This window comes from Sandaracinaceae bacterium, from assembly GCA_016706685.1.
Taxonomy (GTDB): domain Bacteria; phylum Myxococcota_A; class Polyangia; order Polyangiales; family Houyiibacteriaceae; genus JADJJE01.
Map to the genome: position 1 here is coordinate 14,205 of JADJJE010000022.1, position 15,107 is coordinate 29,311.

General features: G+C 70.4%; 12 protein-coding genes. 3 read left to right on the plus strand and 9 right to left on the minus strand.

Features of this window, described 5'->3' with window-relative positions:
• Positions 1-2 precede the first annotated feature (2 nt).
• The 6 genes from IPI43_24000 to IPI43_24025 form a co-directional block, all read right to left on the minus strand.
• The gene (locus IPI43_24000) at positions 3-1,595 is read right to left on the minus strand and encodes a hypothetical protein (GenBank protein MBK7777152.1); all 1,593 of its coding nucleotides are present in this window, start codon (positions 1,593-1,595) and stop codon (positions 3-5) included.
• Positions 1,595-2,329 (minus strand): hypothetical protein, encoded by a 735-nt coding sequence (locus tag IPI43_24005; protein ID MBK7777153.1) that lies wholly within the window; start codon positions 2,327-2,329, stop codon positions 1,595-1,597. The genes IPI43_24000 and IPI43_24005 overlap by 1 nt, the downstream gene beginning before the upstream one ends.
• A gap of 156 nt (positions 2,330-2,485) precedes the next feature.
• A complete protein-coding gene (locus IPI43_24010; GenBank protein ID MBK7777154.1) occupies positions 2,486-2,758 on the minus strand; it encodes a type II toxin-antitoxin system RelE/ParE family toxin in 273 nt (90 codons plus the stop codon).
• Positions 2,755-3,618 (minus strand): hypothetical protein, encoded by an 864-nt coding sequence (locus tag IPI43_24015; GenBank protein MBK7777155.1) that lies wholly within the window; start codon positions 3,616-3,618, stop codon positions 2,755-2,757. The genes IPI43_24010 and IPI43_24015 overlap by 4 nt, the downstream gene beginning before the upstream one ends.
• 13 nt (positions 3,619-3,631) lie before the next feature.
• A complete protein-coding gene (locus IPI43_24020) occupies positions 3,632-4,483 on the minus strand; it encodes a hypothetical protein (protein ID MBK7777156.1) in 852 nt (283 codons plus the stop codon).
• Positions 4,484-4,581: 98 nt separating this feature from the next.
• Positions 4,582-5,739 (minus strand): glutathione S-transferase, encoded by a 1,158-nt coding sequence (locus tag IPI43_24025; GenBank protein ID MBK7777157.1) that lies wholly within the window; start codon positions 5,737-5,739, stop codon positions 4,582-4,584.
• Between the two features lie 122 nt (positions 5,740-5,861).
• On the opposite strand from IPI43_24025, the gene IPI43_24030 reads away from it, so the two are divergent.
• On the plus strand, positions 5,862-6,188 hold the full coding sequence (locus IPI43_24030) for a hypothetical protein (GenBank protein MBK7777158.1): 327 nt from the start codon (positions 5,862-5,864) through the stop codon (positions 6,186-6,188).
• Between the two features lie 23 nt (positions 6,189-6,211).
• On the opposite strand, the gene IPI43_24035 is transcribed toward IPI43_24030, so the two are convergent.
• On the minus strand, positions 6,212-8,038 hold the full coding sequence (locus IPI43_24035; GenBank protein MBK7777159.1) for an ATP-binding cassette domain-containing protein: 1,827 nt from the start codon (positions 8,036-8,038) through the stop codon (positions 6,212-6,214).
• Positions 8,039-8,521: 483 nt separating this feature from the next.
• Here IPI43_24035 and IPI43_24040 point away from each other — a divergent pair, with 483 nt between their 5' ends.
• Both IPI43_24040 and IPI43_24045 read left to right on the plus strand, forming a co-directional pair.
• Positions 8,522-12,289, plus strand: a complete 3,768-nt coding sequence (locus IPI43_24040; GenBank protein ID MBK7777160.1) for a DEAD/DEAH box helicase — start codon at positions 8,522-8,524, stop codon at positions 12,287-12,289.
• Positions 12,286-12,867, plus strand: coding sequence for a RecX family transcriptional regulator (locus tag IPI43_24045; protein MBK7777161.1), 582 nt, complete (start codon positions 12,286-12,288; stop codon positions 12,865-12,867). The genes IPI43_24040 and IPI43_24045 overlap by 4 nt, the downstream gene beginning before the upstream one ends.
• A gap of 186 nt (positions 12,868-13,053) precedes the next feature.
• Here the strand turns inward: IPI43_24045 and IPI43_24050 are convergent, their stop codons facing one another.
• Positions 13,054-13,311 (minus strand): YheU family protein, encoded by a 258-nt coding sequence (locus tag IPI43_24050; GenBank protein ID MBK7777162.1) that lies wholly within the window; start codon positions 13,309-13,311, stop codon positions 13,054-13,056.
• Positions 13,312-13,328: 17 nt separating this feature from the next.
• Positions 13,329-14,936 (minus strand): hypothetical protein, encoded by a 1,608-nt coding sequence (locus tag IPI43_24055; GenBank protein ID MBK7777163.1) that lies wholly within the window; start codon positions 14,934-14,936, stop codon positions 13,329-13,331.
• Positions 14,937-15,107: the final 171 nt, after the last annotated feature.

Consider the following 15,107-nt stretch of genomic DNA (forward strand, 5'->3'; position numbering starts at 1 on the left):
TCTCAGGGAACCGCGGTGCCCGTGGCCGTGACCCCGATCGATAGCGCGTTGCAGCCGTCGAAATAGACCATGTCGTGGAAGTTGGGGAGGAACTCCGTGACAATGAAGTCGGTGTTGGCATTGTCATAGGTGTCGAGGAGACTGCGGACGAAGCCCGCGAGCTCGATGTCTGGGATGAGACCGCCGATCACCACGTTGGAGAGGGCGGAAGGCGTGACGTCCGCTGTCAGGATCACATCCTCCATTCGCATGCTCTGGTAGGTGGTCGCCGTGTTGTGCACGATGGGGACCGCCAGGTACCAGAACGGAAGTCGAACCTGCAGTTCCCCACCCGACAGGCTCGCGACGCGACTCGCGAGTTGAGTGCTGTCTGCAGCGTACGCGACGGCGACCACCGCGCACTCATCCCCCGTGGCCACGGAGACGAAGATGTCCTGTCGCACGCAGCTGGCTCCGGTCATGGCGCACCCGAGGGATGCGTCGATGGATGCCTGGAGGTCGATGTTCGCGTCGAAGTCGGGAAGCGCATCTTCCGCAAAGTCGATGAAATCGTTGTCGACCTGGTTGGGAAAGTCTTGGTGGCTACAGGCCATCGCCACTCCGTCCACATCATGACCCACAGTCCCCCCATTGTTGGCTTCTACTCCGGTCGGAATGTGAATCGTGGTGAGACGGTACACGGTTGGGGCAGAAGTCCCGGGGCAGCGCGCAGCCGTCGCGCGCAGGCCGATGGACATGCGCTCGCACGAGCCCCCCACGCTCACATCGTAGCGGTCCGTCAAGAGGGCGGCGATGTCGGCGTACTCGATGGAGCCATCGCTCAGGTCCCCGGCCACCAACGCAAACGTGGCCTCGAGCTCCGACTGGAGCAGCGTGCCCCCAATCACGATGTCACTCAGCGCCAGCTCGCTCATGCGCGCCGAGAAGATTCCGTCGCGAATCACGAACGGAATCGAATCAGTAGGGCTGCCCGGAACGTAGTGGGCGATCTCGAAATCCAGCGTGTCGAACTCGCCACGCACGTTGCCCGAGCCGTCGACGCTGGCCACGAAGGGCCCGGCGAGGACCGCCGCCGTCGAGCCGTGGAGGATGGTGATTTGGGCGCAGCCCGTGCCTCGCTCCACACGCACGGTCCAGCGCGGTGCCTTGCAGGACGGCACGTTGTCCAGACATGACAGGCCGCGGTCGATGTCTGCTTGGAAGCGCACCGGCAGGGCGGGGTTGAGCGCCGGGAGCGCTTCGGCCAGGCCCATGAACGAGTTGTCCACGTCGCCGACGAAGTCCGTGACGCTGCACGCCGACCCCGCTCCGTCCACGTCGTGGCCGAGTGCTCGGTCGCCGAGCACATCGCTGGTGATGGGGATGTCGAGGGTCTCGATCCGATAGTCCAGCGGGGCATCGAGGCCCGTGCACTCCGTGAGTGGGCCACCGTCGGTGCCCAGGTCGTCGTCCTCTCCCGTGTCGGGCCCCTGGTCCGTGGGCCCCATGTCGTCGTCGCCCTCGAAGCTGTAGCGGTCGAGGTCATTCAGGCAGTTGCAGCCCGGGACCACGGCGGTCAGCAGGGCCAGCAAGAACATCGGTGTGCTGTGTCGCATCAGAAGGTCCCCCTCACGGCTGCCGCGCAGCCCCGTCCATCACACCCCAAGTCGAGCCGCGCGCGGGCGGGCTCTGCGTCCGCGTCGTCGCCGCCGCCCATGACGATCCACAGGATCACCCCGGCCACCGCGCTCACGCCGCCGCCGATGAGCAGCGCCGTTCCCGCGTTGCCGCGCCGCTGCGAGCGGTCGTGCAGGCTGCGGTCATCGGGGGAACACACGAAGTCCACGCAGCGGTCAGCGAGCGTGTCGGCGTCCTTGCTGGCCAACACGCCCATCACCGCACCCACGGCGAGCATGGCGCCGCCGGCGCTCACCAGCACCGGGCCCGCCACGTTGGGGGACGACTCGGACGCGTCAGCGTCACCCGGATCCTCTGACGACGATGCCTCGACGGGTGGCTCGCTCACTGCGTCCGGCGCAACGGCTCCCTCGGCGTTGGCGCGCTCGAGTGCCGCCAGGCGCGGCGTCAGGCGCTCGCGATCCTGCGCGTCCGGCTGGTCCAGGTACTGCCGCAGCACGCGCGCGGCGTCCGCCTGCATCTGACCGTCGCGATACGCGAGGTACGCGTTGTAGAGCAGCGAGGTGCGCTGAGAGAGCTCGTAGGCGCGCTCGAACATGCGTCCGGCCTGCTCGAATTCGCCGTCCTCGTACAGCAGCTGCGCCGCCTGGAAGATCTGCCTTGCGTCCTCGTCGCGCTCCTGCGCCTCCGCCACCCAAGGGGTGAGCAGCACCAGAACCATCGCAACCACGAATATCGCTCTCGACTCGGTCATGGACCCTCCTCGCGTAAGTCACCAACGGATTGGCGTGCCGCGAAGTAGCATCTAGATCCAGCGTCATCAATGGCGATCGAGCCGCGCTGTGCAACGAGTGAAACGACCGTCGAGTCAGGTCACCTCAGGCTCGCGCATCCAGTCCGGAATGTTCCGTTCAGCGTGCAGCACGCGCCACACGTCCACATGGTCCGCCCGCTCCACGTAGAACACGAGGTAGGGGAAGCGGCCGAGTGGCCAGCTGCGCAGGCCTGCCACGTCGAGCTCGTGCGCGTAGCGAGCGGAGCCCGTGGCGGAGTGACGCGCGATGTGGGCGTAGGCGCTCTCCAACGCATCGATCGAGCCGATCGCGGCTTGCTTCGCACCCTCGCTTACATAGAACGTCAGGGTAAGCCCATGGCAAAGACTGGCAAGACCTCGGCGGACCCCGTGAAGCCCACGGACAGCGCGGAGCAGTCGCCCTCGAGCTCCACGTCGTAGAGGTTCTCGACGATGGGTGCGATGTCTTCGAAGCGGACGTCGCCGAACGCGGGCAAGAGCGCCATGAACATCTCCTCGAGCGCGCTGCGCACCACGAAGCCCCCCAGCACCATGTTGCTGATCGCGCTCGGGCCCACGTTGCCCGTCAGGATGACGTTCGTCAGGTCCAGGCGGAAGTCCGCCACGCCGCCCTCCCAGTGGTACGGAATCCCCAGGTCGAAGCGCGCGGTGACGCCACGGAAGTCGCCGTTGGCCGCCAAGCTGCCAGCGAACGGTCCGGCGAGGACCGCGCCTTCACCGTCCTCGATGTGGATGAGCGCACGCCCCACGCCAGTGCTCACGCTCAGGATGAGGTCGAGGCGCGTGCATGAGGTCGGCTCCGCGTCCGTGGGGCAGTTGATCGCGGTGTCGATCACCTCCTCCGGCATGAACACCGGGTCGGTCCCCGCCATGGCGGGATACGCCATGTCCATGAAGGCGTTGTCGACATTGCCCGGGTAGTCGGGCATGCCACAGACGTCACCCGTGCCGTCCACGTCGTGACCCGCACGAGCGCCCGCGGCGACCTCGGTGGGGTGCGGGATGTGAAGCGTGGTGATGCGGTAGCGGACCGCAGGGCCGTAGTCGTCTGGGTTGATGCTGAGGGGCAGGTCCGGCTGGCCCATGTCCGCGGGCGCCTCCGACGTCGCTCCGCAGCCTGCGACGACGCTGAGCAGCGCCAGGGCGGCGAGCGCGGACGGAGGTGGCATGCGGTGGGGGCGGGTCATGGCGCAAACGACCTCAGGGCGTGGGCACCCGCGTGGCGGTCCCCGTGAAGCCCACGGATAACGCGGAGCACTGGCCCGAAAGCTGAACGTCGTAGAGGTTGGCGAGGATCGGTTCGACGTCCTCGAACGTCGGCTCGTCCGCCAAGAGTGGCAGCACCTCCATCAGCATCGCCTCGAACGCGCTGCTCGGGAGGGCGCCCCCGAGGACGATGTTGGTCATGGCGCTGTCGCTGAGGTTGGCGGTCAGGATCATGCTGACGATGTCGAGGCGGACGTCCACCGGACCGCTCGCTGCGTGGTAGGGGATCGTGAGGTCGAGCTGCGAGGTGACCGCCCGGAGGTTTCCGCTTCCATCGAGGCTGCCCACGAAGGGGCCGGCGAGAGTCGTGCCCGCACCGTCCTCGATCTCGACGACGGTGAGTCCAGTGCCGGATGCCACGCTCACGAAGAGATCGAGGCGCGTGCACTCGGTGGGCTCGGCGTCCTCCGCACAGTGGAGCGCGGCGTCGATCGCCGCCTGCAGAATCAACCCTTCAGCGGGTGGCGCGAAGTCCGCGAGCGCCGCCGACAGGTCGATCAAGGAGTTGTCTACCCCGCCGTCGAAGTCGGGAACGCCGCACGTGTCGCCGACGCGATCCACGTTGTGCCCGACGGGAACGTCGGCGTTGGCCTCGGCGAGGGTAGGGATGTGGAGTTCGGTGATGCGGTAGCGAACGGCGGGGCCAACGTTGTCCCTGGGCAGGTCGGACGGACCCGGGCCCAAGTCGACCGGTGCATCCCCGGTTCCACCACAGCCGACGAGCACGCTGAGCAGCGCCAGGGCGGCGAGACGAGGACGGTGGGCCAAGCCGGGACTGCAGGTCATGGGTGTCTCCACGGAGGCACCGGGATGGCGCGCTCCCCTCGACTCTCCACAACATGCCGAACGGAAGCGGCGCTGTCGAGGGCGTCTCAGCGTCTCCGTCAGTCGCGCGCGGGCTCGCGGCCGAGCATCGACGCCACCATCCGGGCCACCAGCGGGGCGGGCGGAAGCTCCCGCGGTGCCATGGGCAAGCGCAGCGGCTCTTCGGTGCCCGACGGCACCGGGGGCAGATCGGTCAGCGCGCCCAGCCCGCCGTGGGGCGCCATGACGCGCTCCACGTGATCACGCGCAGGCTCCGGCAGCGCCAGGAGGTCCGCGCGCAGTTGGTTGCGACACGCGCAACGGAAGGCGTGCGTGCGCACCCCGCGCAGCGTGCCGAAGTCGAGGGGCAGGTCGAACGAGGCCTCGCCCGCGCGGCGCGCCTCGGCGTTGCGGCGGAGATACAACAGGTAGCGCTCACCGATGCGGCGCAGCAGCGGGTCGAAGGCAGCGCCCTCGATGGGCGCGCTCGCGTGCGGGACATCGCCCAGGGCGCTGGCGCGCGCGGCCCACACGCGCTCCACCCACGCGTGCACCAGCGGTGCCTCCCGGCGCATGACGCGGCCCGAGTCGGGGTCGCAGTAGAAGTGCCGGAACATGGGCCCGAAGTAGCCGAAGTCCACGAGGCTGGGGCGACCGCCCAGCAGGAACAGGCGCTCCTCGAGCAGCCCGGTGAGCGTGCGCAGCTCCTCGAAGTACATGTCGCGCACCGCGTCGCTCACGCCCCGGTGCATGCCATCGCCGCCGAGCCACGCCTGGCGCTGCCGGGCGGCGAACGCGCGCGCCACCGCCCGCGTGGGCAGCGGCAGCTCGTGCAGCACCTCGCGGGCGATGCGCTCACCCACGTGGCGCGACGACTCCTCCGGCATCCAGCGCCACCACATCGCCGGGCGCCACAGCCACTCGTCGCAGTAGTCCTCGATGAGGCGCGCCAAGAACGCTTGCGCCGGGTCGCGCGGGACCACGGGCACCATGCCGTGCTGCTCTTCGAACCAGCGCAGCATCGCGCTCGACTCGCGCAGCCAGCGACCGTCGGCCAGGCGGATGGCGGGCACCTGCATCACGCCGGTCGCGCGTCCCACCTCGAGGATCAGCGGCGCGAGGCTCGCTTCCACGCGCCGGTACGGCACCTCCTGGTAGCGCAGGTAGGCCTCCACCTTCCCGCTGAAGTAGGAGATGTCCATGACGTAGACGGTGGGTGGGGTCGCTCGCAGGTCCATCGCGCGCACTCCTCGGTGGGCGCGGCGCCCTTGGTGTAGCACCGCTGGCTGTCGGCCGAACAGCGGCTCGTGCACACGGGTTCGGGTGGAAGACTCTGGGCCGGTCGACGTACCCTCTGGGGATGCGCGTCGCACACCTCGCTCTCCTCTGTGCCCTCGCCGGCCTCTTCGGCTGTAGCTTCGACGGTGTCTGTCAGAACACGGCATTCGGAGTCGGCGGCGCGACCACGGAACTCGACTTCGTCGAATGTTGGGACGGCCAGGACCGCGGTGTGCGCTGCGAGCCGGTCGCGGAGGGCTCGACGCGGGTCACCTGCACCTGCAACGTGGGTGGGAACGTGGGCGCCAGCTTCGAGCGCACGGAGCCGCTCTTCATGACCGTTCCACCCACCGAGGCCGAGCTGGCACCGGTCAACGCGGGCTGCGGCTGGGCGCTGCGTCCGCGCTGAGCCTCCGCGCGCCCTGCGGTCCGTCAGCTCAGCTGGTGGAGCACCAAGCGGCTGTACACCCCGCCGCGCGCCATCAGCTGGTCGTGCGTGCCCTCTTCGGCCACGCGCCCGGCCTCCAGCACACAGATGCGGTCTGCGTTGCGCACGGTGCTGAGGCGGTGCGCGATCACCAGCGTGGTGCGGCCCTGCATCAGACGCTCGAGGGCGGCCTGCACCAGGCGCTCGCTCTCGGCGTCGAGGCTGCTGGTGGCCTCGTCCAGGATCAGGATGCGGGGGTCCTTCACGATGGCGCGCGCGATGGCCACGCGCTGCCGCTGGCCGCCCGAGAGCTGCACGCCGCGCTCGCCCACCAGGGTCTCGTACCCGTCGGGGAAGCCCAGGATGAAGTCGTGCGCGTTGGCGTCGCGGGCCGCCGCCTCCACCTGGGCGCGGGTCACGCCCTCGCGCCCATAGGCGATGTTCTCGGCGATGGTGCCGGAGAAGAGCACGGGCTCCTGCGGCACGATGGCGATCAGGTCGCGCAGGTCGTGGAGTGCCAGCTCGCGCACGTCTACCCCAGCCACGCGCACGGTGCCTGCGTCCACGTCGTAGAAGCGCGGCACCAGCGCGGTGAGCGTGCTCTTGCCCGCGCCGCTCGGGCCCACCAGCGCCAGGCTGGTGCCGGGCGCCACGTCGATGCTCACGTTCACCAGCACGGGCTGGTCGGGGCGCGTGGGGTAGCGATACGACACACCCTCGAAGCGCACGGCGCCGCGCGCGGACGCGCTCTCGGGCAGGGGGCGCTGCGTGGCCGGTTCGCGGATCAAGGGCACCAGATCGATGAGCGCGAACAGCCGCTCGGTGGCCCCGGCCGCGCGCTGCAGCGCCGCCCAGATGCTGACCAGGCTGCCGAGCGCCACGGCCACCACACCGGTGTACAGCATGAAGGCCGTGAGGCTGCCGGCGCTGAGCGAGCCGTCCGCCACCATGAGGCCGCCCAGCCACACGATGACGCCGATGGCCAAGAAGCCAGAGAGCGTGGCCACCGACATGAACGACGCACGCCAGCGCGCGAGGCTGAGCGAGTCCACGAAGGCGTGCTCCACCGTCTCGCCATACGCGGTGGACTCGTGGGCCTCGCGCCCGAAGGCCTGCACCGTGGTGATGGCGCCGAGCGACTCCTGCACGCGCGCGTTGGTCTCGGCCAGGCGGTCCTGCACGGCGCGGCTCATGGCGCGGATGCGCCGCCCGAAGAGCACCACCGCCACGGTCAACGGCGGGATCACCGCCAGCATCACCATGGCCAGCTTGGCGTTCTCCACGAACAGCAGCACCAGCCCACCCAGCAGCTGCACCGAGTGGCGCATGGCCATGCTCAGCTCGGAGCCCACCACGCCCTCGATGATGGCCACGTCGCCCGCGAGCCGCCCCACCAGCTCACCCGTGCGGCGCGAGTGGAAGAACGTGGCGTCCTGCAGCAGCAGGCTGTCGAACACCTTGCGCCGCATGTCGGCCACCGCGCGCTCGCCCAGCCAGCTCATCATGTAGTGGCGGAACCACGTCATGCCGGCCTGCACCACGAACAGCACCAGCAGCCCCGCGCCCACCTGGTGCATCACTTCGCGCGAGCCGCCGCGCACCCCCTCGTCGATCGCGAAGCGCACCGCCTGCGGATACACCAGCCCAATGCTGGCCCCCAGCAGCAGCGCCACGGTCGCGAGCAGGAAGCGCGGCCAGTGCGGCCGCAGCAACGAGAACAGCCGGCCGATGCGCCGCACGCCACGCGCCTTGGCGGGCCCCTCCTGGGCAATACGCTCGGACGCGAGCACCTCCGGCACAGCCGAGTCAGACGTGTCAGGGGTGTGGGTCAACGGGACTGCGTCGTCGGCTCGGTCAAAGCGTTAGCGTTCTTTCCGTTCCGAGCATGCATGCCCAGCGAGAGCGCCGCAACGCAGTCTAGCCCGGCAGCCGACGATCCCCTCCTCGTGAGCGTTGACGTTGACGTGGTCCTTGGCGTTGTCGCGAACTTTGACGGCGACGGCGACGGCGACGCTTCCCGTCAACGTGCCCGCCACCGAGACGACCCGCACGCAACACAGCCAGCGGCGTGCCGATCCCGCTCACCCCCGATGCGCTCGGTGACCGAAGGCGCTCACGTCGCCGTCGCCGTCAAGGCCTACGCCCACGACCACGCCCACGCCCACGACAACGACAACGACAACGTGGACGTAGGTGGAAGTGGACTCCTGGCGGAGTCCCCGGGGCCCCCCGCTCGGGCTCCGCCCTCGCAGAACGGACACGCTTTGACGAACTTAGGTGGCAGCCGGCCCGCCAGGCCGTACCATGCGCCCCCCATGTCTCCCACCACGCCTAGCCTGAAGGAGGTCGCCAACGTCTGGAAGCGGCCCGCCAACCGGGAGCGTCTCGGGCTGCCGGTCGACGTGGTGGCGTCCATGCTGGGCAATCCCCAGCTGTCGAGCGCCCTCGGCTACATGGCGCGGCGCCTCGAGCTGAGCGACATGGCGTCGTTCTTCGCGCATCCGCGCATCACGGAGGCCTTCGGGCGTGACCCGGGGGACATCGACACGCGTCGCCTGCTGGCCGCGCTGCACGAGCTGGGCGAGACCGAGGAGCTGTTCGTCACGCGCCTCGATGCACGCCTGCCCGCCGACGTGGTGGTCGCGCGGCCGGCCGCCGATGCCGACTCCGTGAACGCGTGGATCGCGGAGCACGGCCTCGATCGCCTGCTGGACAGCCCGCTCGCCGTGCTGGTGGACCGCGTGGCGGGCTCCACGTCCCTCAAGAGCAACCTGGCCAGCTCGTCGGCCATGACGCTGCGCGAGCTGCGCAACATGCGCCCCACGGAGCGCCGCTTCCGCATCGACGAACTCGCCGTGCTGCAGTCGGCGGCCATCGACTGGCTGCGCGAGACGGTGGAGGCGCGCCGGCTGCGGGCGTGGCGCGAGGAGCTGTGGGAGACGCGCCCCGAGGACGCCCGCCTGCGCATCCTGGGCACGCGCCTCAAGGACCTGCGCCGCGAGCTGCTGCGCCAGCTGCCGGGCAAGACCAGCCTGCCGCCGCGTGACGCGGTGCTGGAGCTGGAAGAAGAGCCGCCTGCGCTGCGCCTCGAGTCCCGCGCCAACACGTTCGCGCCGCGTGGCACGCGCGTGCTGTTCATCGACTTCGAGGACTCCCCGCTGCGCGTGGAGTGCCGCTGCATGGGGCCGGGCGCGCCTCCCTGTGAGCACGTGCTGCACGTGGTGGACTACGCCCTCGACCTGGTGCACGACCCGTACTCGCTGCTGCGCCCGGCGCTCGGTCGCTTGATCGCGGTTCCCAGCTGGACGCGCTTGCTCACGCGCCTCGAGTCGCACGTGCCCGCGCTGCTGGCCGGTCCCAGCGCCGAGCGCGTGGTGTTCCGCGTGGCTCCGGACGAGCGCGAGTCGGTCACGCTGGCGCTGCAGAAGCGCGGCAAGCGCGGCTACTCGGCGGGCCGTCGCATCGCGGCCGAGAAGCTGCTGGAGCAAGCGCCCGAGGCCATCGCGCCCGAAGACCGCGCGGCCGTGGCTGCCGTGCGCGAGTTCGAGCTGGAGACCCGTCGCTCGCCGCACCTGCTGGACACGCACGCCGTGCTGCCGCTCCTGGCGGGGCACCCGCGTGTCTACCGCCTGGACGACCCGGAAGTGCGCGTGGACGTGGTGTCCGTGCCGCTCACCATCGCGCTCGAGCTGGTGCCCGCTGGCGCCCGCGTGGCCATCCGCGTGGGCACCAAGAGCATCGAGCCCAGCACGCGCGTGCCCACCGTGTTCGTGCACGACGACGCGGCGCAGCGGCGCGTGGCCGTGGCCGAGGTGCCCCCCAGCCTGCGCGAGATCGTGCTGGCCGCGGCGGCGCACCCGGCGGTCATCCCCGAAGAGGCGTTCGACCGCGTCATCGCCGTGCTGCTGCGCTTGCAGAGCGACGCGCTGGACGTGCGCCTGCCCGAGAAGATGCGCGGCCGCGCGGTGCCTGCGCATGCGCGCCTGGTGGCCCGGCTCGAGCCCACCGGCGACGAGTCGCTGCGCGTCACCTTCCTGTGTCGGCCTGCGCCCGGTGGCCCTGCGTTCTCGCCCGGCCGTGGGCCCGCGTTCAGCATCGGCGCCGACGAGAGCGGGCGGCTCCACGTGCGCCGCGACCTCGAGGCCGAGCGCACGGCGGCCGACGCCGCGCGCGAGCGCTTCAAGCTGGACCACGCGCGCGCCGACGCCGAGTACACGTTCCGTCTCGACCGCTTGGACGAGTCCCTGGATCTCTTGGAGCGCCTGCGCGACGCGAGCGAGACCGTGGACGTGGAGTGGCCCAAGGAGGCCATGCCCTGGGAGCTGCGCGGCGGCGTCACGGCGGCCACCCTGCACGTGCGCGTGCAGCGCGCCGAAGAGTGGTTCGCGGTCGGCGGCGACGTCACTGTGGATGGCGAGACCATCCCGCTGCAGGCGCTCTTGGACGCCATCCGCGCCGGCCGCCGCTTCGTGCGCGTGTCGGGTCGCCGCTTCGCGCGCATCGAGGCCCAGCTCCGCGCGCGGCTCGAAGAGATCGACGCCACCGTCTTCCAGGACCACCACCAGCTGGCCATCGGCGGCGCCGCGCTCACGCGCCTGGCCGACGCGCTCCAGGCCGAGGGCTTCGAGGCCGACGAAGCCTCGCTCGCCATGATCCAGGCGGGCCGCGTGGCCAAGGACTTCGAGCCCACGGTGCCGCCGGAGCTGAACGCCACGCTGCGCGACTACCAGGCCGAGGGCTACGCGTGGATGTCGCGCCTGGCCACCTGGGGCGTGGGCGGCGTGCTGGCCGACGAGATGGGCCTCGGCAAGACGGTCCAGACCATCGCGCTCTTGCTGGCGCGCGTGGACCAGGGCCCCGCGCTCGTGGTGGCGCCCACCTCGGTCACGTCCAATTGGGAGTCCGAGCTCAAGCGCTTTGCGCCCACGCTCGTGCCCATCATGTACCGCGGCGCTCGGCGCGCGAAGCTGCTGGAAGAGCTCGAGCCCAACCAGGTGCTCATCACCAGCTACGACACCCTCGCGCGTGACGTGGAGCTGATGGGCGACACCCGCTTCGGGGTGCTGGTGGTCGACGAAGCGCAGGCCATCAAGAACGCCCGCACCCAGCGCGCCAAGTCGGTGCGCTCGGTCAACGCGCAGGTGCGCGTGGCGCTCACGGGCACGCCCGTGGAGAACCACCTCGGCGAGCTCTACAGCCTCATGCGCGTGGTGAACCCGGGCTTGCTCGGCACGTGGTCGCACTTCCGCGAGCGCTACGCGCTGCCCATCGAGCGCGACGACGACTCGCGCCAGCGCGAGGCCCTGCGCGAGACGCTGCGGCCGTTCATCCTGCGCCGCACCAAGCGCGCCGTGGCGCCCGAGCTGCCGCCGCGCACGGAGGTCATTCACAGTGTGGAGCTGTCGCCCGAGGAGCGCGCGCTCTACGAGGCCGAGCGCAGCGACGCCCTGCGCCACCTGGCCGACGACGAAGGTCAGCGCTTCGAGCTGCTGGCCGCGCTCACGCGCCTGCGCCGCATGGCCTGTCACCCGCGCCTGGTGCACCCGGACTCGCCGGTGCCGGGGTCCAAGCTGGCCGCGTTCATGCGCCTGGCCCGCGAGCTTCGCGAAGAGGACCACCGTGCGCTCGTGTTCAGCCAGTTCACGTCGCACTTGGCCATCGTGCGCGAGGCCCTCGAGCTGGCGCGCATCCCCTCGCTGTATCTCGACGGCGCCACGCCGCAGCCCGAGCGCGCGCGCCTGGTGGACGACTACCAGCAGGGGCAGGTGCCCTTCTTCCTCATCTCGCTCAAGGCGGGCGGCACCGGGTTGAACCTCACGGCGGCGGACTACGTCATCCACCTGGACCCGTGGTGGAACCCGGCCGCCGAAGACCAGGCCAGCGACCGCGCGCACCGCATCGGGCAGGAGCGGCCCGTGACCGTGGTGCGCCTGGTGGCGCAGGACACCATCGAGGAGAGCGTGCTGGCGCTGCACGCGCGCAAGCGCGACCTGGCGGAGAGCCTGCTCGAGGGCGCCAACGTGGCCGGCAAGCTCAGCACCGTGGAGCTGCACGAGCTCATCGCGGGGCAGCCGCGCACATGACCCCGCGGGCCAAGCGGCCTCCGAAGCGGGTCACGCCGGCGTACTTGAAGAACGTGGCGCTCCACTACTTGGAGCAGCGCAGCAGCAGCCGGTCCAACCTGCGGCGCCTGCTGGTGCGCCGCGTGGACCGCAGCCTGGCCGAGCACGGCGGCGAGCGCGACGAGCACGTGGGCTGGGTGGACGCGCTGCTGGACGAGCTGGTCCGCCTGCAGCTGCTGGATGACGCCACCTACGCCGCTCAGCGCGCCCGGAGCTTCTCGCGCATGGGCAACGGCTCACGCAAGATCCGGGCAAAACTGGCCGAAAAGGGCGTCCCCTCGGTGCTGGTGGATGCCGCCCTCGCTCAGCTGCAGGGGGACGGACCGTCACCCGATCTGGTGGCGGCCTGCCGCTTCGCCCGGAGCCGCAAGCTCGGCCCCTTTCGGCGCGACGCCCACGAACCCCGTGACCGCGAGGCCCGGCAGAAGGAGCTCGCCAAGCTGGGTCGTGCGGGCTTCTCTTACGAAATTGCAATTCGCGTCATCGATTGTGAATCTGCTGAAATGATTGATGAAATGATGACAACGGTCGACGCCTGAGCCCGCGCCATTTCACTTTTGTAATAAAGTGCTTGGCAATCGGCGCCCCGCGAGCATAATGGCGAGACGGGCTTTCGTGACGTTGCCTGCACGGTCTGGGGGGATGGTGCTGCTGTCGCGAAGGCCCGATCTTAATTCTGCCGCCGGCCGGAAAATTCCTGTGATTTCGCGGCGGTGAGCCCGCCTTCAGCGGGCGGTGCGCAGCGTGCAGGTCTCGCTCTCGGGGTCGAACTCGATGACCGCCCGGCGCTCGCGCAGCTGCCGCATGATGGCCGCGCGCTTGTCGTCGAGCGTGGCCTCTTGGTGGCCGTAGTCGGTGCCCTCGCGGGTGATGAACTCCTCGATGACGCCGACGAGGGCGTCTTCGCTGAGTCGCTGCCAAGGGATGAGGATGGCCTCGTGGGACTCGCGGGGCTCCTGGGACTCGTCGTGTGGGTGTTGCATGGGGCCCTTATCGTCGCTCAGCGGCCACTTACGCTCAGCTCGTAGCTGGCGCGGTTGGGCGAGCCCCCGTCACGCACGTAGATGATGTACCAGCCGGGCTCCACGTAGCTGACCACCTGTTCCGCCGGGGTCTCGCTGCGGCTGGCTGCCAGCTGGTCGGCGCGCAGGTTGCGCAGCTCGAGGTCCACGTCGGTCTGGTCGCTCTGGCCGCCGCTGCCGAACACGCGCAGCCGCAGGGTGAGCCACATCGCGGTGGGCACGTGCACGCGATAGACCTGCACGGCGTCTCGGCCGTTGCCGGGCCGGGGCGCGCCGCCGCTCGGTGCCGGGTTGGTGAGGCTGTCCACCTTGCCCCCCACGGTGCTGCCGAGGGCGATGTCGATGGGCCAGGGCGACACGTCGTCGAGCGGCAGCATGGACTCGGGGTGACCGCCCGCCAGCAGCAGGTTCTTCACGGTCAGTCCATTGGCCAGGTTGGTGCGCACCAGGTGCCGGAGGAACGTGGTGACGTCGGGGTAGGCGCCCGGCTGCTGGGCGAGCGTGCGCATGGCGCCGAACACCGCGGCGGGCCCGAGCGCGACGCCGTCGTTGTCGGTGTCGGGCAGCGCGAAGGGCAGGTCGCTCGGGCCGCCGTCCGAGAGGTCCCAGAGAATCTCCATGACGCCCGCTTCGGACCCCATCCCGCGTGGCCCGTCGGCCGACTGCGACTCCAGGTTCTCGGCGAGGCGCAGTGAGCCCTGCGGCTCGAGGCCGATGGTGTCCACGTAGATGGGGTTGCCCAGCACGGCGCACGCGAACCAGCTGGCGCGACCCTCTTCCCACGCGAGCCCCGGATCGAGCAGCACGCCGCCCGGGTGGGTGCCGCCGTGCGACGAGTCGCTGGTCATGACGTCCATCACGAAGTGCCCGAACTCGTGCAGGATGATGGCCTCGTCGTGCTCGTCGGTGTCCGTGCTGCCCTGGCGCCCCGGCTCGCCGCCCAGCAGCTCCACGCTGTAGCGCCCGCTGCCGGCCACACGCTGCGCGCGGTAGTAGCTCCACTCGGTGGTCACGCCGCGGCCCCAGTAGGCGTAGAAGGGGGGAACCCGCTCTCCGGTCCAGGCGTGCACCGCCAGCGCCCCGCGCAGCACGGTGTCCAGCAGGTGCAGCGCGCCCGCCATCTCGGTCTCGTCGCCGATGCTGATCTCGACGGCACGCGCCCCGCCGGCCGCTTCACGGGAGCCTTCGGGCGGCAACGCCACGATCAGCTCGTGGACTTGGTGCCCGAAGGCGTCGCGCGTGACGGCCAGGTCGAAGCCGTCCACCGCGATGTAGGCGCGCACGCGCAGCGTCACGTCGGGCCCGCTCACGCGCAGCGCGAAGAGGCCGTCGTCGTCCGTGACGGCCGAAGCGAGCACCGCGCCAGTGGGGTCCACGGCGTCGACCGCGATGCGCCGCGAGGGCCGCAGCGTCTCGGTGCGCGACGCCCCCGTGGGCGTGGGCTGGCGGGCGGCGTAGAGCACGCGGCCAGCGATGTCGCGGGTGGCGGCCTGGACCTCGGACTCGCCGCCCGTGACCGGCGGGGGGAGTGAAGCGCACCCGAATGAGACGAGCCCGAGAGCCACCGCGAGGCTGAGGATCTTCACGCGGTCAGCCTAGCAGCCCGAGGGAAGACGGTCCTTTCTATTGCCCCGATTGCGGCCTGACCCTTTCCGTGCGGCCGAAAAAGTGCTTCATTCTGGCTCAGGAGCTGAGTATGGCTGTGCTTGTTGGTTCTTCGGGGTCCGGTCGGGTGCTGCGGACGGCGCCTGCGCTGT